The sequence below is a fragment of the Nocardia barduliensis genome (assembly GCF_013315795.1).
Classification (GTDB): domain Bacteria; phylum Actinomycetota; class Actinomycetes; order Mycobacteriales; family Mycobacteriaceae; genus Nocardia; species Nocardia barduliensis.
Map to the genome: position 1 here is coordinate 22,371 of NZ_JABLTE010000068.1, position 21,296 is coordinate 43,666.

22 protein-coding genes and 2 pseudogenes are annotated in these 21,296 nt (G+C 69.0%); 7 read left to right on the plus strand and 17 right to left on the minus strand.

Features of this window, described 5'->3' with window-relative positions; all coding sequences use genetic code 11:
- Positions 1-153 precede the first annotated feature (153 nt).
- Both eccD and mycP read left to right on the plus strand, forming a co-directional pair.
- On the plus strand, positions 154-1,620 hold the full coding sequence (gene eccD / locus HOV91_RS25570) for a type VII secretion integral membrane protein EccD (protein WP_174187952.1): 1,467 nt from the start codon (positions 154-156) through the stop codon (positions 1,618-1,620).
- 88 nt (positions 1,621-1,708) lie between these two features.
- Positions 1,709-3,109: a type VII secretion-associated serine protease mycosin gene (mycP, locus tag HOV91_RS25575; RefSeq protein ID WP_246350809.1), complete on the plus strand. Its 1,401-nt coding sequence runs from the start codon at positions 1,709-1,711 to the stop codon at positions 3,107-3,109.
- A gap of 68 nt (positions 3,110-3,177) precedes the next feature.
- Here the strand turns inward: mycP and HOV91_RS25580 are convergent, their stop codons facing one another.
- A complete protein-coding gene (locus tag HOV91_RS25580) occupies positions 3,178-3,414 on the minus strand; it encodes a hypothetical protein (RefSeq protein ID WP_174187954.1) in 237 nt (78 codons plus the stop codon).
- A 349-nt stretch (positions 3,415-3,763) separates the two neighbouring features.
- Here HOV91_RS25580 and eccE point away from each other — a divergent pair, with 349 nt between their 5' ends.
- The gene (gene eccE, locus HOV91_RS25585) at positions 3,764-5,407 is read left to right on the plus strand and encodes a type VII secretion protein EccE (protein ID WP_174187955.1); all 1,644 of its coding nucleotides are present in this window, start codon (positions 3,764-3,766) and stop codon (positions 5,405-5,407) included.
- 3 nt (positions 5,408-5,410) lie between these two features.
- Here the strand turns inward: eccE and HOV91_RS25590 are convergent, their stop codons facing one another.
- Positions 5,411-5,971, minus strand: a complete 561-nt coding sequence (locus tag HOV91_RS25590) for an NADPH-dependent FMN reductase (protein WP_174187956.1) — start codon at positions 5,969-5,971, stop codon at positions 5,411-5,413.
- Positions 5,972-6,689: 718 nt separating this feature from the next.
- Between HOV91_RS25590 and HOV91_RS25595 the strand changes: the two genes are divergently transcribed.
- Positions 6,690-7,532: an NAD(P)H-binding protein gene (locus HOV91_RS25595; protein ID WP_174187957.1), complete on the plus strand. Its 843-nt coding sequence runs from the start codon at positions 6,690-6,692 to the stop codon at positions 7,530-7,532.
- 4 nt (positions 7,533-7,536) lie between these two features.
- On the opposite strand, the gene HOV91_RS40550 is transcribed toward HOV91_RS25595, so the two are convergent.
- Positions 7,537-7,662, minus strand: coding sequence for an NAD-dependent epimerase/dehydratase family protein (locus HOV91_RS40550; protein WP_281370946.1), 126 nt, complete (start codon positions 7,660-7,662; stop codon positions 7,537-7,539).
- 5 nt (positions 7,663-7,667) lie between these two features.
- Positions 7,668-8,477: an S-methyl-5'-thioadenosine phosphorylase gene (locus HOV91_RS25600; RefSeq protein WP_174187958.1), complete on the minus strand. Its 810-nt coding sequence runs from the start codon at positions 8,475-8,477 to the stop codon at positions 7,668-7,670.
- A gap of 199 nt (positions 8,478-8,676) precedes the next feature.
- Here HOV91_RS25600 and HOV91_RS25605 point away from each other — a divergent pair, with 199 nt between their 5' ends.
- Positions 8,677-9,000, plus strand: coding sequence for a metal-sensitive transcriptional regulator (locus HOV91_RS25605; protein WP_043720007.1), 324 nt, complete (start codon positions 8,677-8,679; stop codon positions 8,998-9,000).
- 5 nt (positions 9,001-9,005) lie between these two features.
- Here HOV91_RS25605 and HOV91_RS25610 read toward each other — a convergent pair whose 3' ends face one another.
- From HOV91_RS25610 to HOV91_RS25630, 5 genes are all read right to left on the minus strand, one after another.
- Positions 9,006-9,941 (minus strand): TAXI family TRAP transporter solute-binding subunit, encoded by a 936-nt coding sequence (locus tag HOV91_RS25610; protein WP_174187959.1) that lies wholly within the window; start codon positions 9,939-9,941, stop codon positions 9,006-9,008.
- Positions 9,938-11,359: a sensor histidine kinase gene (locus tag HOV91_RS25615; RefSeq protein WP_174187960.1), complete on the minus strand. Its 1,422-nt coding sequence runs from the start codon at positions 11,357-11,359 to the stop codon at positions 9,938-9,940. Before HOV91_RS25615 ends, HOV91_RS25610 begins: the two co-directional genes overlap by 4 nt.
- A 28-nt stretch (positions 11,360-11,387) precedes the next feature.
- Positions 11,388-12,047, minus strand: a complete 660-nt coding sequence (locus tag HOV91_RS25620; protein WP_174187964.1) for a response regulator transcription factor — start codon at positions 12,045-12,047, stop codon at positions 11,388-11,390.
- A gap of 46 nt (positions 12,048-12,093) precedes the next feature.
- Positions 12,094-13,488 (minus strand): MFS transporter, encoded by a 1,395-nt coding sequence (locus tag HOV91_RS25625; RefSeq protein WP_174187961.1) that lies wholly within the window; start codon positions 13,486-13,488, stop codon positions 12,094-12,096.
- 165 nt (positions 13,489-13,653) lie between these two features.
- Positions 13,654-14,487 carry an LLM class F420-dependent oxidoreductase gene (locus HOV91_RS25630; RefSeq protein ID WP_174187962.1) on the minus strand — a complete coding sequence of 278 codons (834 nt, stop codon included), beginning with the start codon at positions 14,485-14,487 and terminating at the stop codon, positions 13,654-13,656.
- 171 nt (positions 14,488-14,658) lie between these two features.
- On the opposite strand from HOV91_RS25630, the pseudogene HOV91_RS40045 reads away from it, so the two are divergent.
- Positions 14,659-15,090: pseudogene (locus tag HOV91_RS40045) on the plus strand (Hsp20/alpha crystallin family protein); the annotation flags it as partial.
- A 147-nt stretch (positions 15,091-15,237) separates the two neighbouring features.
- Here HOV91_RS40045 and truA read toward each other — a convergent pair.
- From truA to infA, 8 genes are all read right to left on the minus strand, one after another.
- Complete coding sequence (truA, locus tag HOV91_RS25640) at positions 15,238-16,107, minus strand: tRNA pseudouridine(38-40) synthase TruA (protein WP_174187965.1); 870 nt, start codon at positions 16,105-16,107, stop codon at positions 15,238-15,240.
- 97 nt (positions 16,108-16,204) lie between these two features.
- Positions 16,205-16,729, minus strand: a complete 525-nt coding sequence (gene rplQ, locus HOV91_RS25645) for a 50S ribosomal protein L17 (protein ID WP_174187963.1) — start codon at positions 16,727-16,729, stop codon at positions 16,205-16,207.
- Between the two features lie 128 nt (positions 16,730-16,857).
- Complete coding sequence (locus tag HOV91_RS25650) at positions 16,858-17,916, minus strand: DNA-directed RNA polymerase subunit alpha (protein WP_039796155.1); 1,059 nt, start codon at positions 17,914-17,916, stop codon at positions 16,858-16,860.
- A gap of 106 nt (positions 17,917-18,022) precedes the next feature.
- Positions 18,023-18,628, minus strand: a complete 606-nt coding sequence (rpsD, locus tag HOV91_RS25655) for a 30S ribosomal protein S4 (RefSeq protein WP_043719990.1) — start codon at positions 18,626-18,628, stop codon at positions 18,023-18,025.
- 20 nt (positions 18,629-18,648) lie between these two features.
- Positions 18,649-19,062 carry a 30S ribosomal protein S11 gene (gene rpsK / locus HOV91_RS25660; protein ID WP_039795647.1) on the minus strand — a complete coding sequence of 138 codons (414 nt, stop codon included), beginning with the start codon at positions 19,060-19,062 and terminating at the stop codon, positions 18,649-18,651.
- A gap of 9 nt (positions 19,063-19,071) precedes the next feature.
- Positions 19,072-19,443 (minus strand): 30S ribosomal protein S13, encoded by a 372-nt coding sequence (gene rpsM, locus HOV91_RS25665; protein WP_039795645.1) that lies wholly within the window; start codon positions 19,441-19,443, stop codon positions 19,072-19,074.
- A gap of 247 nt (positions 19,444-19,690) precedes the next feature.
- On the minus strand, positions 19,691-19,804 hold the full coding sequence (gene rpmJ, locus HOV91_RS25670) for a 50S ribosomal protein L36 (RefSeq protein ID WP_011207363.1): 114 nt from the start codon (positions 19,802-19,804) through the stop codon (positions 19,691-19,693).
- A 150-nt stretch (positions 19,805-19,954) separates the two neighbouring features.
- Entirely contained in the window at positions 19,955-20,176 is a 222-nt protein-coding gene (gene infA / locus HOV91_RS25675; protein WP_003418601.1) for a translation initiation factor IF-1, read from the minus strand.
- 481 nt (positions 20,177-20,657) lie between these two features.
- Between infA and HOV91_RS25680 the strand changes: the two are divergent.
- A pseudogene (locus HOV91_RS25680) lies at positions 20,658-21,296 on the plus strand (hypothetical protein); the annotation flags it as partial.

A 21,296-nucleotide genomic window follows, 5' to 3' on the forward strand; every position in this document is an offset into this window, starting at 1 on the left:
CGGCCAGCTGTGATCCGGCCTCAGTGTAGAGGTCACAGCCGACATGTCGTACAGTTCGACCTGCATTCTGGTGCCCGGACCCTGCGTTCGCAAGCTCGCGCTCGGTCGGCGAGGCTGCGGAATCACGAGGTAGAAGACCGAGTTGGGGGAAGCTTGACGCACGCGCGACTTGACCACATCGACGAAGAATCCTCGCGCGGGATCGTCCGCGCTCCCGATCTCGCCCGGGTGACGATTCTGGCCAAGCACACCCAGGTCGACATGGCCATACCGGTCGACGTGCCGGTCGCGCTGGTCATTCCCAGCGTGGTCGACATGGTCGCCCAGCACAGTCGCACCAACGACTTCGACAACGAGGGCGAGCGCTACGAGCCCGCGGAATGGGTGCTCGCCCGGATCGGCCATCCGCCGTTCTCCAACTCGCTCAGCCTCGGCGAGCACGGCGTCCGCGACGGTGAACTGCTGATGCTGGAAAGCGCTTCGCACACCGCGCCGACGCCGCTGTTCGACGACATCATGTACAACGTCGCGATCGCCGACACCGACCACTACCGCAGCTGGACCCCGCGGGTCGCGCGGATCACCGGCTCGGTGCTGGCGGCGATCACTATGATCGTCGGCTGCCTCGGTCTGCTGCTGTCCCCCGGGTCGCTGCCGATCGGCGTCGGCGGTTCGATCGCGCTCGTTGTCGCGATCCTGCTCGTCGTCACGGCGATGGTGCTGAGCCGGATGTACGGCGACACCGGCACCGCACTGGTGCTCGGCGGCTGCGCGCTGCCCGCCGCGTTCAGCGCGGGCATGCTCTTCGTTCCCGACCATTACGGCTGGGCGCACGTCCTGCTCGGGTCGGTCCTGGCGGGTGCGACGGCGGTCCTGGCCTGGCGGGTCACCGGCGTCGGTCTCGCGCTGTTCATCGGCGTGGCCACGCTCGCCGCGTACGCGGTGCCCGCTGCGCTGGTCGGCCTGCTCACCGGCCAGCCGGAGCGCGCGATCGGCGCGGGCGCCGCGGCGCTCGGGCTCGCCGGGCTCTCCCTGGCCCCGCGGATATCCATGCTGCTGGCGAAACTCCCCCTGCCGCCCGTTCCCTCGCCGGGCACCCCGATCGACCCGACCGAGGACGATCCGGACGATCACCGCGCGCTGCCGACCATGGAGGTGCTGCGGGTGAAGTCCGAACGCGCCCGCATGTACCTGGCCGGTCTGGTCGCGGCGACCACGCTGGTCACCGCCGTCGGCGCGCTCGCGGCCACCGACCCGGAGGCCGCCGACCCGTACTGGCCGGGCATCGCGCTCGCGCTGGTCTGCGCCGCGGTGCTGATGTTCCGCAGCCGCACCTACGCCGGTGCGGAGCAGGCCGTCGTGCTCATCGCGGGTGGCGCGGCGATCGTGCTGGTCATGCTGGTGGGCGCCGGTTTCGCGATGCACCAGCCGCTGGCCGTGTTCGGCGCGGCGATGGTCGCCTTGGTCGCGGCACTGATCCTCGGCATCATCATCCCGAACCAGTCGGCCACCCCACCGATGCGCCGCGGTGTCGAACTGCTCGAGTACACGTTCGTCGCCGCCGTCCTACCACTGGTCTTCTGGGTGGCGAATCTCTATTCGCTCGTCCGCGGCTTGTGAGCTGGGCTCGATGAACCCGAATCCCGTTGGCGGCGCGCGTTTCCGTGTGGTTCGAACGGGAGCGGCCGCGTGCGTTCTCGCGCTCAGCATGTCCGTCGGGTTCGGCGCCACCGCCGCGATCCCGCACGCGCACGCGGAGAAACCGACCGTGAACCCGAACACGCCACCGCCGCCCGGCGATCCGGCCGCTCCGCCGGACAAGACCGAGCGTGCGTCGAACACCCCGTGCGTCAGCACCGGGTCCGGTGGCGACGGGCCGACCACCCCGGAGGCGCAGCGCGCACTCAACCTGGAACACGCTTGGCGATTCTCCCGTGGCGCGGGCCAACTCGTGGCCGTGATCGACACCGGCGTCGCCCGGCACCCACGACTGCCGGGGCTGATCGCGGGCGGTGACTATGTCAGCAACAGCGACGGAACCGAGGACTGCGATGCGCACGGAACGTTGGTCGCGGGGCTGATAGCGGCGACGGAGGTCGACGGTCAGGGCTTCTCGGGGGTCGCGCCGGAGGCGCAGATACTCACCATCCGCCAGACCAGCAGGCTGTATCAGAAGGAGGGCGCGAACCGGGACAAGGGGCCCGACGCGCTGCCCCAGGGCTACGGCACCACTCGCACGATGGCATCGGCGATCCGTCGCGCGGCGGACATGGGCGCCACCGTCATCAATATTTCCGAGGTCGCCTGCAAGTCGAGTTCCGAGCCCTTCGAGGACACCGATCTGGGCGCGGCGGTTCGATACGCCGCGATCGAGAAGGATGTCGTCATCGTGGTGGCGGCGGGCAACAACGCCGCCAACAGCACCGACGGCTGTAACGGCAGCAACGCGGTCATCGATCCTCTCGACCCCGCCGCGGACCCATGGAGCAAGGTGGATCTGAACGTGTCACCTGCTCGCTACGACGATTACGTGCTGGCTGTCGGTTCCATCAACGCGAACGGGCAGCCGTCGACGTTCACCGTGCCGGGACCATGGCTGGGCGTGGCGGCGCCCGGCGAGAACATCACCTCGCTCGATCCACTGTTCAACGATGCGAACAGCAAAGGAACCGCGGTCCAAGTCGGCAGCGTCAATCAACAGGGAAAGCTCGGGCCGATCCAGGGCACCAGTTTTGCCACCCCGTTGGTTTCCGGTGTAGCCGCCCTTGTGCGAGCGCGTTTCCCGGAGTTGAGCGCGCTGGAAGTCATCAAACGCATTCAGGCCACCGCCCACGCCCCGGCGGAGGGGTGGAATCCCGCTATCGGTTACGGCGCTGTCGATCCAGTGCAAGCGCTGACCGCAGAGGTAAGCGGTACATTGCCACCCAAGCGACCTTCTCCGGCCAAGAGTATTCAGCTTCCGATACCCGCGCCGACACCGCCGCCGAATAATCGCGCACGCGATGTCGCGCTGATCGGAAGTGGTGCGGTTACCTCACTGCTCGTCTTGGGGCTCCTCGCTTCATTCCCAATCCGGCGGAGATTCGGCGTCCACACCGAAGATTCGTGAACGACTATCGATGAACCATGGTCAACGGCACCGTGCGCCGTTGACCATGGAACGCGTCGAACCGCGGGCTACTGTCCGTGCGCGGGCTGCAATTTGTAGTACCCGTAGCCGTCTTCCACGCAGACCGCTTCCTTGTTGTACATCCGCCGGAAGCTATCCTTGCCCGTCGTCATGCATTCCTTGTAGGTCATGCCGTGCTTGGTACGCATCGGTTGGGCAGTGGCGGCGGCGGTCGAGGCGGCAATAGTACCGGCCACGATCGCGACGGTGATACCGATCGCCAAGTTGTACGCAGTGCGCTTCATTTTCGAATCCCTCCCTATCTGCGGCGAGACTCCCTCTCGCCGACTCGGACGGTACCGGAAGCATTACCGCCGACCAATTTGGGACGCGCTCTTTCCGTTCGAACTGGTTGTTTCGGCATTCACACGTCCGGCGCATCAGGCGTGCTCGATCCGCCGGAGCGGAAAGCGGCAGCCATTCACCCGGCCAACGTGGCGAGTCCTGTGCCGGAGGTCGGTTTCCTCCCGCGCGCCCCGACGCGCTTCTCCCCCGAACAGTGCTCACGATCGCCGAACGCAGTACAGTTCCCGGGGACTCTTGTTCAGTTCGGCCGCAGGGAATCGGCCGATATCGGGTACTTGGGGGACGACGATGGCGGAACCGGTCGGCGCGGCACCACGACCGCTGCTCGGGCGCATCTCGATGCAGAACTTGTTGGTCGCGCAGATCATCGGGCTGATTGCCGCAGTGGTCGCGCTGGTGGCAGGTCTGCCCGGACTTCCCGCGTTCGGCGTGGCGGTGGTCGTCGCGCTGATCCCGCTGATTCCCGTCGCCAAACGCACCCTCCTGGACTGGGTCGCCACGTGGTGGCGCTACTTCACGCATCGGGACTACGAGCTCGGCGACACCGTCGACTTCCGCGGCACGGACGGACGTTCGCTCGGCCTGTACTGGGACGGCAGCCGTGTGGTGACGGTGGTCGAGGTGCTGCCCCCGCCCGGCGGACTGACCAGGATCGCTCGCACCACGGTGCACGCCTCGCACCTGCTTCCGCTGGCGGAACTGGCGAACTGCCTCAACCAGCACGACATCCTGCTCAGCGGCATCGACATCATCAGCCACGGGCACCGCAGCCGTTCCGGCACGCCCGCGGGCGCGATCTACGAATCGCTGCTCGGCCCGCTGCCCGCCACCGCGCACCGCACGGTGTGGCTGGCGATCAGCTTCGACGCGGTGGCCTGCCCGGAGGCCACCGCCCGCCGCGGCGGCGGAGCGGAAGGCGCGTCACGGGCGGTCACCATCGCCACCCAGCGGATCATGCGCACGCTCGAGGACGCCGACTGCAACGCCCGCATCCTCACGGCGCCCGAGATCCGCAAGGCGGTCCTGCAGATCACCAGCGGCTACGACCCCCGCGCTCTCGAACACCGCTGGCGCTACGCCGAAATCGGCAACAGCGTGAACGTCGGCAGCGCCGTGGACCCCAAGCGGCTCGACTCGGATCTGCTCGCCCAACTGTGGGTCGCCCCGTCCCGGGGCACCACCGTAGCGGTGCGCCTGCGCCCCGGCAGTTCGGCCGACTCGGTGAGCATCGGCGCCGCGTGGCGGCTGACCGCGCGGGAACTGCCGGAACGCTCCGAGCTGCCGGGCATGATCTCGATGAACGGCCGCCACCGCGACGGGCTGCTGGCTCACCTGCCCATCGCGGTGCCCGGTGTGGACGACACGGTCCCGATGATCGAGCACCTGATCGACGTGGTCGACGACCTGCACCTGCCCTCATCCGGCTGCGGACAGCTGATCGGATCGGACGACGAAGGCAACGGCGTCGCGGTCCGCATCGTCGGTGCGGGCATCTCGACGGTGTACGTCGCGGGCGAGTTGTACCTGGCGCAGCAGTTGGTGTTCCGCGCGCTCGCGGTCGGCGAGCGGATCCTCATCCGCACCGACCGGGCGCGGGCATGGGAGAACCTGGTCACCACGATCGGAAATCCGGAGCGACTGACCATCGCGGTCGAAACCCACCAGTCCGACGCCGGATTCACTGCCACGGTGGTGGACGGGGTGCTCGCACCGGCTCCGCACGCGGGCGTCACCACGATCTACGTCACGGGCGATCCGATGGGCTGGCCCGCCAGCCGTCCCGATCTGGCCATCCATCAACCGGGCGCGATCGGCAACCACGTGGTGCTGCGCACCGGCACGGCGCAGGTCGATCTGACGCTGGTGTCGATCCCCAGCGAGGCCACCTACATCGGCCAGCCGCGCGGCCGCCGCCCGGTGGCGACCCACTAGCGACTAGCCGGGGTACGGCTCCGCGGCCCGCGCGGCTCGCAAAGTGCGTCCCCACCAGTCGACTTGGCGCAGCATTCGTTCCGTCGCATCGATGGCGGCGCCGTCGCTGGTGTTACCCGCCTCGTCGAAACGCTTCTTGGCCTGGTGAAAGCTGACCGTCTCGCGGACCGACACCATGTGGATCTCGGCGACGACTTGGCGCAGTTGCTCCACCGCCCGCAAGCCCCCGGACAGGCCCCCGTAGGAGACGAAACCGATGGGTTTCGCGCGCCACTCGTGTTTCGCCGTGTCGAACGCGGTCTTCAGCGACGCCGGATAGCCGTGGTTGTACTCGGAGGTGACGACGACGAACGCGTCGGCGTCCCGCAATCGCGCACGATAGGCCGCGGTGTGCTCGTTCTCGGTGAGCTCGACCGGCAACGGGGTGTGCGCGAGATCGATGACCCCCGTGTCGAATTCGGGCCGAGCGCGCACCGTACGCAGGAACCAGTCCGCGACCACCGGCGCGAACCGCTCCGGCCGCACACTGGCCACGATCACCTCGAGCCGCAACGGGGTATCCACCGCGAGAGCCTAACTCGGGACCTGTCCCCAATCGGGCACCGCCGCACGCGGAGCCATGCGAATACCGGTCGACCGCACCGCACCGCGATGTGTCGACACGCTCCGACGCCCACCGCCGGTGGATATGAGCACCCGATGGTTCGAGTCGACGAGGATCGGGTGACCAACGTCGAGCTGGCGGCCCGCCAGGGTGATCGTGGTGGCGGGTGGCGGACAGCGTCGTGTGGCTGGTGACCCATGACCGGGTGTTCGGCAGCTTCCACGCAGAGCGGCAGGGGAGGGCAATCCACACCTACGCTCCACACCGCCCGACATCGACAAACTCGAAACCACTCCAGCGCAACACTTCCCGACACTGACAAATACCTGGTCTCAAAGACACCGGATACCCTATGGCCGACAGAAACCACCACCCGTTCGCGACACCGCGCCACCACCCCACACCCCCCGAGCCAGCGTCATAAACGCCCCAGGAACCCCCCAACTGAACGGGTGAACACCACAGGCCGCGTGTACCTCCCACAAGCAACCAGCACCAGCCCCACCCCGTCTTCCGAGCGAAGCGAGACCGAGCATTGCCCGTTCGCGGCCCGGCTCGCGTTTGCGCGGCCGCCGCGCAAGCGACGAAGGAGCAAGCGGCGGCCGCGCAAACGCGAGCCATACAGGGGCCGCGAACACCCAGCGCCGCAGGCGCTGGAAAAACCAACACGGAGTAGAAATGATTCTGGTAACCGGCGCCACCGGGAATGTCGGCGCGGAATTGGTGCGGACGCTGAGCGAGGCGGGCGAGCCGGTGCGCGCGTTGGTGCGCGACCCCGCCAAGGCCGCGCTCCCGACCGGCGCTGAGGCCGTGACCGGCGATCTCAACCGCCCGGAAACGCTGGTCGACGCACTCGACGGTGTGGACGGCCTGTTCTTGCTCTCTGGTTACGACGACATGCCGGATCTGCTGGACCGTGCGCACAAGGCCGGGGTGCGCCGGGTAGTCCTGCTCTCCGGTGGTTCGGCCGCGCTGCGCGACATGGGCAACGCCGTGTCCCGTTACATGGCACTGTCCGAGGACGCGGTGCGCGCCTCCGAGTCGAGCTGGACGCTGCTGCGGCCGCGGCAGTTCATGTCGAACGCGCTGCGCTGGCTGCCGCAGCTCGCCGCGGGTGACGTGGTCCGCGTGCAGTTCCCCGATATCCGGGCGGGCGTGATCGACCCCGCCGATATCGCGGCGGTCGCGGCCGCCGCGCTCACCGGTGACGAGCTGGCGGGGCAGGCGCTCGAACTCACCGGCCCGCAGGCGCTGCGTCCGGCGGAGCAGGTCGCGGTGCTCGCCGCGGTGCTGAACCGGCCGCTGGTGGCGCACGAGCTGAGCGACGCCGAGACCGAAGCCGAACTCGCCGCCGCCATGCCGCGCGAGTACGTCGATGCGTTCCTCGACTTCTTCGTCGAGGGGAAGCTGGACGAGGCGACGCTGTATCCGACCGTCGAGCAGGTGACCGGGCGAGCGCCGCGCACCTTCGAGCAGTGGGCGACCGCTCACGCGGCGGCGTTCGCGCCGACGCCGAGCTGACCGATCAGACGCGGCCGTCCTGATGACGGAGCAGCAGGTCCGCCCCGGCCACTTGGTGCCCCGCGGCGGCCGGCGCCCGTGACAGGTGCCCGCCGAGGAATCCGGCCGCGCCGGTGACCAGCGCCCGCATCGGACTCAGGGCAGTTCGAACGGTAACGACACGCCCGCGTGGACGCGGCACCGGTCGCAGGTTTCGGTGCTGTCCACCGCGGCCACCGCCCGGCGGACGAGCTCTTTGAACGGGGCGAGGTTGCGTTTGAACTCGGCGAAGACGTCGACGGCGTGCACGCCCTCGCCTTCTTCCAGCCCCGCGTCCAGATCGGTGACCAGAGCCACCGCGGCGTAGCACATTTCGAGTTCGCGGGCGAGCACCGCCTCCGGATGGCCGGTCATGTTCACCAGTTCCCAGCCCTGCGCGGCGAACCACCGGCTCTCGGCACGGGTGGAGAAGCGCGGGCCCTCGACCACGACCATGGTGGCCGCGTGCATCATGCGCAGCTCGTCGGACTCGGCCTTGATCGCGGCGGCGCGCAGTTCTTCGCAGTACGGGTCGGCGAAGGACACGTGGATGCCGCCGCCGTCGAAGTAGGTCTGCGGTCGGCCGGAGGTCCGGTCGACCAGCTGATCCGGCACCGCGACCGTGCCGGGGCCCCAGTCCGCACGCAGGCTGCCGACCGCGCAGGGTGCGAAGATCCGGCGCACGCCCAGCGAGCGCAAGGCCCACAGATTGGCGCGGTAGGGCAGGGTGTGCGGCGCGAATTCGTGGTTCTTGCCGTGCCGTGGCAGGAACGCCACCGGCCTGCCCTCCACCTCTCCGACCGCGATGCCCGCACTCGGGGCGCCGTAGGGCGTCTCCACCTCGACGGTGGTCGCCTCGTTGTCGAAGAAATCGTAGAAGCCGCTGCCGCCGATGACGGCGAGCGCGGGCCGGGGGTGCGCACTCATACGTCGATTGTCTCGTCCCGCGGCTTCGCTCGCGCGGCGGGATCGGCGTTACTCTGCTTCCACCCGACGGCTCGGGCTGGTCGCCGGTCGCTCCGCCCGGCAGGCGGGGGCCGACCGACCTGACAAGGCGAGCAGGACACTGTACCCTAGGGGGGTATTGATCCGGATTCCCGGACCGGCAGGCAGCGAGGAGACATCGGTGGCGGATTCCCCCCACGACCACACGGCGGCCGACCACGCGACGCACGGCTACATCACCGCCAAGGACGACTACCTCAAGCGGCTGCGCCGCATCGAGGGCCAAGCGCGCGGTCTGCAGCGGATGGTCGAGGAGGAGAAGTACTGCATCGACATCCTCACCCAGGTGTCCGCCATGACCAAGGCCTTGCAAGCGGTGGCGATGGGCCTGCTGGAGGACCACATCAGCCACTGTGTGGTGGACGCGGCCGTCGCGGGCGGCCCGGAGGCCGAAGCCAAGATCAAGGAAGCCACCGACGCCATCGCCCGCCTGGTCCGATCCTGACGGCGCTACCCGTGCCAGCGGCGGTAGACCGCGGCCGCTCCCGGGTGCAGCGGGATCGAACCGGTGCTGATCAGCGAGCGGCCGTCGAGGAACTGGGTGCCCGCCGCCTCGGTGGGCACCAGTGCGTCGGCGTGCCACACCAGCAGTTCGACGATCGAGGCGGCCACGTCGTCGGGCATGGTCTCGGCCGCGAGCAATAGGTTCGCCACCCCGATGGTGTGCACCGAGACACCGCCCGGATAGGCGTCCGCGGGGATCGCGACCCGGTCGTACACCGGGCCGAACCACTCCCGCATCGGCGCGGCCAGCTCCCCCAAGTCCACCAGCCGCATCCGGCTCGGCACCGCGAGCCGCGCGGTCGGCACACCGCCCGCCCACAGCAGCGCGTCCGCCTCGCCCACGGTGAGGGCGGCCACCGCCTCCGCCAGTGGGCGATGCGCGATCGCCACGTCGACGGCCGGATCCAGGCCCGCGACGCGCAGGATCCGGGCGCCGGTCAGCGCCGCGCCCGACCCTTGCGCACCCAGGCTCACCCGCGTTCCGCGCAGATCCGCGACAGAGCCGATCGGACTGTCCGCGCGCACGACCAGCTGCAGGTAGTTCTCGTAGACCCGGCCCAGCGCCGACACCCGGCCGGTGCTGTGCGGCAGCGAATCCGCGAGCGCCAGCGCGGCGTCGACCTCGCCGCGGGCGAGCAACCGCAGGTTGTCCTGTGAGCCGGAGGTGGTGATCCGCTCGATCCGCACGTCGCCGATGTTCGCGGCGGCGAGGCCGAGCAATCCGGCGAAGGCGTGGTAGAAGCCTCCGACCTCGCCGGAAGCGAGTCGCACCGTCACACCCCGGCCGCTGGGAGCGCAGCCCGCGACCCCAGCGGCGACGGCCAGTGCGAGGAAGTCACGACGGCCGACGCCGCGTCGGACGATCGATTCTCGACCCGTCATCTCGTCTCCGCCGCAGGTAGTCGCACAGCCACCGCGAGACCGCGCGGACGCACCGCCGCCACCGTGAGAGCGCCGCCGCGCGCCTGCGCCAGCGCCGCGGCGATCGGCAGGCCGAGCCCGGAGCCACCGGTCCCGGCCCCGGAGCCGCGGAAGAAACGCGTGGTGAGCTTGTCGATCTCGTCGGGACGGACACCCGCTCCGTCGTCGCGGACGGTCACCGTGACCCAGCCCGGCTCGGTCTCGACGACCAAGTCGGTGTGCGCGCCCGTCCCGGCGTAACGCGTGGCGTTGCTCAGCGGTACGTCGAGCATCTGAGCGAGCACGTCGGCCGGGACCGCCACGTCGGCGCGCTCGGCGGCGGGCGCCACCCGCAATCGCTGCCCCGCCGCTCCGAACGCCGTGCACCAGGCGTCGAATCGATCGGCCACCACCTGCACGGCATCGCATCGGTTGTCGTCGGCGGCGGTGTGCGCGAGGTCGAACGCCGCGGGCGTCTCGGCCACGGCGAGGCTCAGCAGGCCGTCGAGCAGTGCGGTCAGGCGCTCGACCTCGGCCCCCGCACTGCGAAAGGTGCCCGCCGCACTCGCCGGGATCGCGGGTTCCAGGGAATCGAGCCGGATGGTCAAGGCGGCCAGCGGGTTGCGCATGGCGTGCGCGGCGTCGGCGACCAGCTGGCGCTGCGCGTCCGCCGAATCGGCGACGGCCACGGCCATCGCGTCGAAGGACTCCGCCAGCGCCCGCATCTCCGGCGGCCCGCCGTACCGGCCCGCGATCGAGACCGGGGCGACAGTGTCGGCCCGCGGCTTCGGCAGCGTCGCGGTCAACTCCGCCACACCGTGCGACAGCGCCGCAAGGGGCCGTAGCACCCAGCGGCTCAGCGTCACCGCCAGCAGCATGAACAGCGCCATCGCGGCCACCCCACCGAGCACGATCACCGCCCAGGCCCGCGCGATGTCACCACGGGCGCGGGCCGTCGACGCCTCGATCACCACGGCTCCCTGAACCTGCACACCGGTGCCGACCGGCCGCGCCACCAGCACGGTCGGCGCGCCCCACGGCGTCAGCTTGTCCACCGCGTGCGGGCGTTGATTGCGCCGCGCGGCCACCACCGCGGCGGCGATGCCGGGATCGCTCACGTTTGCCCCCGCGTTCACCGCCGTCGCGCCCCTCGCGTCGACCACCAGCACGTTCTCGCCGTACAGCTCGTGATAGCGCAGCACCTCGTCGGCCAGCGCGCGGCTGTCCCCCGCGTTGACCGCGTCGTCGGCGAGAGTGGCGAAGCGGTCGGCGTCCCCGGAACGCGCGAGCACCAGCTGCTGGGTGCGGTTGGTCGCGATGGTCTGCGACAGCGGCACCGCGAAAGCCAGCACCGCGATGGCCGCGAACAGCGTCAGCGCGACGAGCAAGCGACGCCGCATGACACACCTCCGGCCCGCAGGGCCGTGCTCACTGTCCCCACCGATATCCGTACCCGCGGATGGTGGTGATCAGGCCGGGCCGATTCAGCTTCGCCCGCAGACCGGCCATGTGCACGTCCAGCGAACGCGACACCGCGACGAAGGCGTCACCCCAGATGCGATCCATCAGCTGCTGGCGGCTCACCGCCGCGCCCGGCCGTTCCACCAGCGCCTCGACCAGCTCGAACTCCTTCTGTGTCAGCGACACCGGCGCACCGGCGACCTCGACCACGCGGGCGCCCAGGTCGACCCGCACGTCCCCGGTGACGACCACCGACGGCGCGTGCTGCGCCGCGGCCGCTGCCCGCCTCGTCACCGTCTCCAGCCGCGCGACCAGCTCCGCGATCCGCGGCGGCTTCACCAGATAGTCGTCGGCGCCGCCGCGCAGACCGCGCACGATCGAGCGCTCGTCGCTGCGCGCGGTGAGGATCAGCACCGCGACCGAACTCACCTCGCGCAGTCTGCGCAACACCTGCAGACCGTCGCCGTCGGGCAGTCCGAGGTCGAGGATCACCGCGTCGTAGTCGCGGTGCGCGATCAGCAGATCAGCGCCGCGGCGCATGCGTTCGGCGCGGTAACCGCGGGCGATGAGCGCCTCGACCAGCGCGTCTCCCACGCCGTCGTCGTCCTCGACCACCGCAAGCCGCACGCGCCGATCCTCCCACAGGGGACGGACCGGCGCGGGCGCCGGGCGGTCAGTGCTCACGCACGGTGACCATCGGCCGTGGCTCGGCTGTCCCGGTATCGGCGACCGCGGCGAGCTCGTCCGCGTCGATCGTCGACGAGGCCGAGGTCTCCCGCATGAAGTAGTAGGTGACCAGCGAGACCGCGATGCATCCGGCGACGTACCAGAAGTACAGCGACTCGTGGCCCGCCTTCTTCAGCGCCAGCGCGATCGTCTCCGCGGTGCCGCCGAAGAGGGCGACGGTCAGGGCGTAGGGCAGCCCGACGCCGAGCGCGCGGATCTTCGTCGGGAAGAGCTCGGCCTTCACGATCGCGTTGATCGAGGTGTAGCCCGTGATGATCACCAGTGCCGCCATCATCAGAGCCCACGCGGCGACCGGATCGGTGGTGCGCGCGAGCACCGTCATGATGGGCACGGTCAGCAAGGTGCCCGCCACGCCGAAGAAGATCAGCAGCTTGCGACGGCCAACCCGGTCCGACAGCGCGCCCGCCAGCGGCTGCAACACCACGAAGACCAGCAGCGCGATGAAATTGATCCAGGCGACAGTGGACTTGGAGATGCCTGCGGTATTGATCATGAACTTCTGCATGTAGGTCGTGTAGGTGTAGAACGCGACGGTGCCGCCCAGCGTCAGCCCCACGACCAACAGGCATTCCCGGGGGTATTGCAGCAGGATCCGCAGCGATCCGCGCGACTGCGGCGCACCGGCGGCCGCGCCTTTCGCGTCGCGCTCCTGCGCACGCCCGGACTCGGCGCGGAACTGCTCGGATTCGTCCATGCCGCGCCGCAGCCACATCACGATCAGGGCACCGGTGGCACCGATCACGAACGGAATCCGCCAGCCCCAGGCGTTCATCTGGTCGGCGTCGAGGAACTGCTGCAGCACGATCTGCACGCCCAGCGCGACGAGCTGACCGGCCACCAGGGTCACGTATTGGAAGCTCGAATAGAACCCGCGTTTGCCCGCCGAGGCCACCTCGGACAGATACGTCGCGCTGGTGGCGTACTCACCGCCGACCGACAGACCTTGGAGCAACCGGGCCACCAGCAGCAGCGCCGGGGCGGCCAGACCGATGGTCTGATAACCGGGCGTCAGCGCGATCATCAGCGAACCGGCCGCCATCACGGTCACCGACAGGGTCAGCGCCGAGCGCCGGCCGAACCGATCGGCGTACCGGCCCAGCGCCCAGCCGCCGATCGGGCGCATCAGGAAGCCGACCGCGAACACGGCGGCGGTGGACAGCAGCTGCGCCGTCGGATCGTTCTCCGGAAAGAACGTCTTCGCGAAGTAGACGCTGAACGCGGCGTAGACGTACCAGTCGTACCACTCGACCAGGTTGCCGATGGATCCGCGCAGAACGTTCGCGACCACCCGGCGTTCGCTCACGGGCTGTGTCGTAGTCACATGATCTCCTTCTCCGACGCCTCATCACGTCGTCGCAGATCAGTGTGTCGGCAGTCACAAGCACGCGGAACGGCTCTCGCCGCTTCCTAACAGTCCCTTAGGACGATCACCGCGAACAGCTCCGGCCCCCGGCGGTAGCCGGGGGCCGGAGGAAACCCGCTCGAGTCAGGGGCGCGTGGTCAGCAGCGGAGCGAGGGTGCGCAGCGCCGGAACGTAGTTGTCGCCGAGCACTTGCACCGCGACATGGCCCGCGCCCGCGTCCAAGTGTTCGGCCAGCCGGGCAGCGATCCGCTCCGGTGTGCCGTACGCGATGACGGCGTCGAGCAGCCGGTCGGTGGGCGGGACGGCGAGGTCGGCGTCGGTGAAACCGAAACGGCGCAGGTTGGACACGTAGTTGGTCAGGCCGAGGTAGAACCCGACGGTCTCGTCGGCGACGGCGTGCGCCGTCCGGGCGTCGTCGGTCAGCACCACCTTGTGCTCGGTCGCCAGCAGCGCGCCCGGGCCGACGATCTCGCGAGCCTTCGCGGTGTGCGCGGCGGGGACGAAGTAGGGCAGCGCGCCGAGGGACCGCTCGGCGGCCAGCTTCAGCACGCGCGGGCCGAGCGCGGCCACCGCGCGGCGCTCGGCGGGCACACCTGCGGCGTCGAGGTCGTCGAGATACTCGACCAGCGCGTCGTAGGGCTTGCGGTACTCGCCCGTGTGCTCGGGATGTCCGGCGCCGATGCCCAGCAGGAACCGGCCGGGGAAGCGCGCCTCGATCCGATGGAACGAGTCGGCCGTCTCCTTCGCAGGCGCCGCCCAGATGTTCACGATGCTGGTGGCCACGGTGATCGTTTCGGTGGCCGCGAGCAATGGTTCGACCACCGCGAGGTCGGCTGGGGGCGAGGCCCCCAACCACAGCGCGCCGTAGCCCAGCTGCTCCAATTCCCGCGCGTCGTCCGGGCTGAACCCGTTGTACGCCCGCCACACTCCGAACCGTCCGAGACTGTCGAATGCCATGTCCCGAGCCAACACAGCCCCACCGGCGGCTATTCCATGGCGGATATTCGACTTCTTCGTCCCGCCAGGTCGGTGTCCTCCCGGTCCAGGAGCGCTACCGTGGCGATTGCACAGCTATCGGCGTCCGCCGCCGTGGCGGGCGTAGCCGCTGGCGAGAGGGAGGTGATCGCTGTGCTCAGATTCGATCCATTCCATGACATCGACACCGTCACCCGCCAACTGCTCGGTGAAAGCGCCGGAACCGCTCGCGCACCCCGATTCATGCCGATGGATCTGTTCAAAGCGGGTGATCACTACGTCCTGAACGCGGACCTGCCCGGTGTCGACCCCGGCTCGATCGACGTGAGTGTCGACAACGGCACGCTCACCCTGCGCGCGCAGCGCACCGTGCCCAGTGAGGAAGGCGTCCAGTGGATCGCCTCCGAACGCTTCGCGGGCACCTTCATGCGCCAACTGTCACTCGGTGAGAACGTCGACGTCGACAACATCAGCGCCACCTATAACAACGGCGTGCTGTCGGTGACGATCCCGATCGCGGAGCGCGCGATGCCGCGCCGCATCCAGATCTCCGGGGCATCCCAGGAACCGAGGACGATCGAAGCGCAATCGAGGTCGTCGGAACCGTTGTCGCCGACGCAGCAGGAACAAACCCAGCAGCCCGGCCAGTCGCAGCAGCAATACCCGAAGTCGTCGAAGTGACGGCCGCGCTACCCGCACTCCGCACCCGGTGCGGGTAGCCCGGGAGTCTGCTCAGTCGCCGCAGCAACCCGCGCCGGAGACCGGTACCGACCGCATCTCCCGCGTCTGCGCGTTGCGCGCGGCCAGTTCCCCCTCGGCCGGATAGTCGACGCCGATCAGGCTCAGACCGTGTGCGGGCGCGACGGTGACCGAACTGGAGCGCTCCGTCTCCCGCAACAACTCGCCGACCCATTCCGCGGTGCGCCGCCCCTCGCCGACCGCGAGAACCGCGCCGACCAGGCTGCGGACCATCGACCAGCAGAACGCGTCGGCGCTGACGTAGGCGACCAGCAGATCGCCGTCGCGCACCCAGTCGAAGCGCTGCAACTCGCGCACCGTGGTAGCGCCCTCCCTGCGGCGGCAGAAGGCGGCGAAATCGTGCAATCCCAGCAGTCTTCGCGACGCCGCGCGCATGGCCTCGACGTCGACGCCGGATCGGCAGGCGACCACGCTGCGGGCTTGCAGCGGCTCCGCCCCGTACGGCGCGGTGGTCAACCGATAGGCGTAGTGGCGGCGGACAGCGGAGAACCGGGCGTCGAACTCGGGCGCGGCCAAGCGCGCGTCCTTGACGCGCACGTCCTTCGGCAGGAAACGCGCCATCCGGTGCACCAGTTTTCCCGCATCCAGTTCGCCGATGGTGTCGAAATGCGCGACCTGCGCCTCGGCGTGGACACCAGCGTCCGTCCGACCCGCCACGGTCAGCTGGATCGGCTCGCGGAACACCTTGCTCAGCGCGTCCTCCAGCACTCCTTGCACGGTGCGCAGACCCGGCTGACGCGCCCAGCCGAGGAAATCCGTGCCGTCGTAGGCGATGTCCAGCCGCACCCGCGACACGCCGGTTCCCGACGCGTCCTCGCGCGGCCGGTCGGCACTCGATCCCACCGATTCCTCCACGGTCACATGATCCTCTGGTCGAAACGAACGAGCCCGCCGACCCAGTGCGGGTGGCGGGCTCGTACGCGAACTCCGACGCTGCGCGTCAGGCGTCCTTCTTGTCCTCGGCGGCCTCGTCGGCAGCCGGAGCCTCGGCCTCGGTCTCGGCGTCGGCCGCTTCGGCCTTGTCCTCGACGACCTCGGCGGCCGGAGCCTCCTCCGCCTTCTTCGACGCGGCGACCCGACGGGCGCGATCGGCCTCGTTGGTCACGGTCTTCTCCCGGACCAGCTCGATGATCGCCATCGGCGCGTTGTCACCCTTGCGCGGCAGCGTCTTGGTGATGCGGGTGTAGCCACCCTCGCGCCCCTCGAACGACGGCCCGATCTGCGCGAACAGTTCGTGCACGATGTCCTTGTTGCGGATCACCTTCAGCACCTCGCGACGGTCGGCCAGAGTGCCGGCCTTCGCCTTGGTGATCAGCTTCTCCGCGTAGGGACGCACGGCCTTGGCCTTGGCCTCGGTGGTGGTGATCCGGCCGTGCTCGAAGAGCGCCGTGGCCAGATTGGCGAAGATCGCCTTCTGGTGCGACGCCGACCCGCCGAAGCGGGCACCCTTCTTGGGCTTGGGCATTGTGGTGTTCTCCTGTGTCTTTTCGCGGCGCTCCCGGCGCCCTGCGTGGTTACGCTCCGCTACCGCCTCCGGGCGCGTCGCTCACGCCGCGGGTGCGAGGCCGACGCCGGGGTGCCTACCCCGGCGGCCTAGAGCTGTTCGGTCTCGGCGTAGTCCTGCTCGCCGCCATCGGTGTCACTGAACGTGCCGCTGTCGCTCCACGTGCCGGTGCTCGCGTCGTAGCCGACCACGCTGGACGGATCGAACGACGCCGGGCTGTCCTTGAGCGAGAGGCCGAGCGCGTGCAGCTTGACCTTGACCTCGTCGATGGACTTCTGGCCGAAGTTGCGAATGTCCAGCAGATCCGACTCGGTGCGGGCGACCAGCTCGCCCACGGTGTGCACACCCTCGCGCTTGAGGCAGTTGTAGGACCGGACGGTGAGGTCCAGGTCCTCGATCGGCAGACCGAACGAGGCGATGTGATCCGCCTCGGCCGGCGAGGGGCCGATCTCGATGCCCTCGGCTTCGACGTTCAGCTCACGGGCCAGGCCGAAGAGCTCGACCAGGGTCTTGCCCGCCGAAGCGAGCGCGTCCCGCGCGCTGATGGAGTTCTTGGTCTCCACGTCCAGGATGAGCCGGTCGAAGTCGGTGCGCTGCTCGACGCGGGTCGCCTCGACCTTGTAGGTCACCTTGAGCACCGGCGAGTAGATCGAATCCACCGGGATCCGGCCGATTTCCGCACCGGAGGCCTTGTTCTGCACGGCGGGGACGTAGCCGCGACCGCGCTCGACGACGAGCTCGATCTCCAGCTTGCCCTTGTCGTTCAGGGTCGCGATGTGCATGTCCGGGTTGTGCACCACGACGCCGCTCGGCGGGACGATGTCACCGGCGGTGACGGTGCCCGGGCCCTGCTTGCGCACGTACATCGTGACCGGCTCGTCCTCCTCCGAGGACACGACCAGGCCCTTGAGGTTCAGGATGATGTCGGTGACATCCTCCTTCACGCCGGGAACGGTGGTGAACTCGTGCAGGACGCCGTCGATGCGGATGCTCGTGACCGCCGCCCCCGGAATCGAGGACAGCAGGGTACGCCGCAGCGAGTTGCCGAGGGTGTAACCGAAGCCCGGCTCGAGCGGTTCGATGGTGAACTTCGAGCGGTTCTCCGCGACGACCTCTTCGGTCAGCGTCGGACGCTGTGAGATCAGCATTAGGATCATCCTCCTTTTTGGGCGCCCGCTATTTGACGCCTCGTCTCAGGGGTTGTGCGTGGCCGCCCTTGCGGAGCGACCACGCACCAGCAGCACGTGTGCCGTGTTACTTCGAGTAGTACTCGACGATCAGCTGTTCCTGCAGCGGCACATCGATCTGGGCGCGCTCGGGCAACTGGTGGACCAGGATCCGCAGCCGGCCCGGGATCACCTGCAGCCAGCCCGGAACCGGACGGTCGCCGACGGTCTCGCGCGCCACCTGGAACGGCAGGGTGCCCAGCGACTTCTCCTTGACATCGATGATGTCGTACTGGGTGACCTGGAAGCTGGGAACGTCCACCTTCTTGTTGTTCACCAGGAAGTGGCCGTGGCTGACCAGCTGGCGGGCCTGCCGACGGGTACGCGCCAGACCGGCGCGGTACACCACGTTGTCCAGGCGGGTCTCGAGCAGACGCAGCAGGTTGTCACCGGTCTTGCCCTTGAGGCGGTTGGCCTCTTCGTAGTACCGGCGGAACTGCTTCTCCATGACGCCGTAGGAGAAGCGGGCCTTCTGCTTCTCCTGCAGCTGGAGCAGGTACTCGCTCTCCTTGATCCGCGCGCGGCCGTGCTGGCCGGGCGGGTAGGGGCGCCGCTCGAACGCCTGGTCGCCTCCGACCAGGTCGACGCGCAGACGACGCGACTTGCGGGTGATAGGGCCTGTGTAACGAGCCATTGTTCGCTATTCCTTTCCCGCTAGACGCGACGCCGCTTGGGCGGACGGCAGCCGTTGTGCGGCTGCGGGGTGACATCGGAGATCGTGCCCACCTCGAGGCCGGCGGCCTGCAGCGAGCGGATCGCGGTCTCGCGGCCCGAACCGGGGCCCTTCACGAACACGTCGACCTTCTTGACGCCGTGTTCCTGCGCCTTGCGGGCGGCGTTCTCGGCGGCGAGCTGCGCGGCGAACGGGGTCGACTTGCGCGAGCCCTTGAAGCCGACGTGGCCCGACGACGCCCAGGAGATGACGTTGCCGTTCGGGTCGGTGATCGACACGATCGTGTTGTTGAACGTGCTCTTGATGTGCGCGTTGCCGTGCGGGACGTTCTTCTTGTCCCTGCGCCGCGACTTCTGGGTCTTCTTCGGGCCCGCGGCCCGACTCTTCGGAGGCATCGGTTATCCCTACTTCTTCTTGCCGGCGACGGTGCGCTTCGGGCCCTTGCGGGTGCGCGCGTTGGTCTTGGTGCGCTGGCCACGGACGGGCAGGCCACGACGGTGGCGCAGGCCCTGGTAGCAGCCGATCTCGATCTTGCGGCGAATATCGGCCTGCACCTCGCGGCGCAGGTCACCCTCGACCTTGAACTCCGAAGCCTCGATGTAGTCACGCAGCTTCGTCAGATCGTCGTCGCTGAGATCCTTCGAACGCAGGTCCGGGCTGACGCCGGTGGCCTCGAGGATCTCCTTGGAGCGGGTACGGCCAATGCCGAAAATGTAGGTCAGTGCGATCTCCATGCGCTTCTCGCGCGGGAGATCGACGCCCATGAGACGTGCCATCTGGCAGTTTCCTTAATCGTTGCGGAGGTCTGCTCCCTGTCCGTCCCCTCGTCTTGGTGGGGCACCGGCCTCCGAACCGGTGGTAGGCGCACACGCCCAGGGCGAACCCTGATATCCGCAGCGTGCGGCTGGTGCTGGGAGTTCTTCTTGCCAATCCGAACTGCGGTTCGGTGCTTGGCTGGTGAAGCGTCGAGCGGCGCCTTCGGCAAGCCTCGGGCAGGTGAAGCGAGGTCTCCCTCGCCTCCGCTCAGCCCTGGCGCTGCTTGTGGCGCAGGTTGTCGCAGATCACCATGACCCGGCCGTGACGGCGGATCACCTTGCACTTCTCGCAGATCTTCTTGACGCTCGGCTGAACCTTCACGTCCGTCCAATCTGTTGTGGTTCACAAGGGTGTGAACACAGTTTTTCCCCAGTCGGCGACTGGGGAAGCTCTGTAGTGAGTCTTTCGACTCGGCCCCGGCTCACACCGGGACTGCCGGGTCCGTAACCGACCCGATCGTGCGGGGCACGATCACTTGTAGCGGTATACGATCCGGCCGCGCGACAGGTCGTAGGGCGAGAGCTCGACGACCACCCGGTCCTCGGGGAGGATGCGAATGTAGTGCTGCCGCATCTTCCCGCTGATGTGCGCGAGAACCTTGTGCCCGTTCTCGAGCTCGATCCGGAACATCGCATTGGGCAGCGGCTCGACAACTCGACCCTCGACCTCGATGGCCCCGTCTTTCTTCGCCATGTCCTCCGCGATCCCGGTTACGCTCAACCTGGTTGGGTTTGCCTGGTCTGCTCGGCTGACCGGCCGCCGGAGCGGGCCGCTCGCACACGAACAGGCGGCGCGTAGGTGCACCGCCGCTCCAGCTTACCGATCCGTACCGGATCGGGCAAAAATGCCTCCCTGTATACCCGCGTCGCCAGCGGTTTCGCAGCCGCCTTCCCACCCGTGGCGGGGGTCCCGTCCTGCGCCACGACCGCGGGCGGTTGTCGCGTAAACTGGCCGCTGTCCAGGTATTTGGGTCGAACAGATCGAGGGGGATGCGTGAGCCGGCGAAGCGAGCGAGGCACCGGCGCGGCGCCCTTGGTCACGACCTCGGCGAGCGGCAGGGAGGCGAGGCCGTGAGTAAGCGTAGCGAGCGAGTCACCGGCAGAGCGCCCAGGACCAGGACCGAGCCGAGCGGCAGTGCGAACACGACGGAGCCGAGCGGCAGCGAGGGGACGTCGTGAGTCGTAGTAACGACGGTCTGCCGATGCTGCCGCCCTGGCTGTCCGAGAGCGAAGTCGGTCAGAGCGGTTACGAGGCGCCGGTACAGAACCTCCCGCACGACGATCTCATCGACGAATCCCCCAGCCGCAGGCGCGGCCGGTTCAAGAACCGGTCCCCCGAAGCGGACCGCCCGGAAGCCGCGCGCCCCGAGAAGCGCCGCAAGGGCTGGCGTCGCGACAAGCAGGAGGGGCACACCGACGACGTCCAGCGGCAGAGCGAGGCCAACCCCTCGCCCCAGTCCGGGCCGAGCGAGCCCATGCCCGGTCAGCAGCCGCACGGCTCCTGGGGACAGCCGTCCGCGCCGAACAACCCCACGCCCGGTCAACAATCACACGACCCCTGGGCGCAGCCGTCGGGGACGAACAACCCCGTGCCCGGTCAGCAACCACACGACCCATGGGGACAGCCGTCCGCGCCGAACAACCCCACGCCAGGTCAACAACCGCACGACCCCTGGGCGCAGCCGTCCGGATCGAACGAGTCCGCGTCTGGTCAGCGGTCGGACTCCTGGGGGCAGCAACCCCGGCCCGACAGCACCCCGCCGGTGCAGGACAGCTCGGGGGGTACGCCGCCCCAGCGCAACGCCCTCCCGCAG

Coding starts and splice junctions, on each gene's coding strand:
- mycP (WP_246350809.1), top strand. CDS start 1,709: ATGTCCGTCGGGTTCGGCGCCACCGCCGCGATCCCGCACGCGCACGCG.
- HOV91_RS25580 (WP_174187954.1), bottom strand. CDS start 3,414: ATGAAGCGCACTGCGTACAACTTGGCGATCGGTATCACCGTCGCGATC.
- eccE (WP_174187955.1), top strand. CDS start 3,764: ATGGCGGAACCGGTCGGCGCGGCACCACGACCGCTGCTCGGGCGCATC.
- HOV91_RS25595 (WP_174187957.1), top strand. CDS start 6,690: ATGATTCTGGTAACCGGCGCCACCGGGAATGTCGGCGCGGAATTGGTG.
- HOV91_RS40550 (WP_281370946.1), bottom strand. CDS start 7,662: ATGCGGGCGCTGGTCACCGGCGCGGCCGGATTCCTCGGCGGGCACCTG.
- HOV91_RS25600 (WP_174187958.1), bottom strand. CDS start 8,477: ATGAGTGCGCACCCCCGGCCCGCGCTCGCCGTCATCGGCGGCAGCGGC.
- HOV91_RS25610 (WP_174187959.1), bottom strand. CDS start 9,941: ATGACGGGTCGAGAATCGATCGTCCGACGCGGCGTCGGCCGTCGTGAC.
- HOV91_RS25615 (WP_174187960.1), bottom strand. CDS start 11,359: ATGCGGCGTCGCTTGCTCGTCGCGCTGACGCTGTTCGCGGCCATCGCG.
- HOV91_RS25630 (WP_174187962.1), bottom strand. CDS start 14,487: ATGGCATTCGACAGTCTCGGACGGTTCGGAGTGTGGCGGGCGTACAAC.
- rplQ (WP_174187963.1), bottom strand. CDS start 16,729: ATGCCCAAGCCCAAGAAGGGTGCCCGCTTCGGCGGGTCGGCGTCGCAC.
- HOV91_RS25650 (WP_039796155.1), bottom strand. CDS start 17,916: ATGCTGATCTCACAGCGTCCGACGCTGACCGAAGAGGTCGTCGCGGAG.
- rpsD (WP_043719990.1), bottom strand. CDS start 18,628: ATGGCTCGTTACACAGGCCCTATCACCCGCAAGTCGCGTCGTCTGCGC.
- rpsK (WP_039795647.1), bottom strand. CDS start 19,062: ATGCCTCCGAAGAGTCGGGCCGCGGGCCCGAAGAAGACCCAGAAGTCG.
- rpsM (WP_039795645.1), bottom strand. CDS start 19,443: ATGGCACGTCTCATGGGCGTCGATCTCCCGCGCGAGAAGCGCATGGAG.
- infA (WP_003418601.1), bottom strand. CDS start 20,176: ATGGCGAAGAAAGACGGGGCCATCGAGGTCGAGGGTCGAGTTGTCGAG.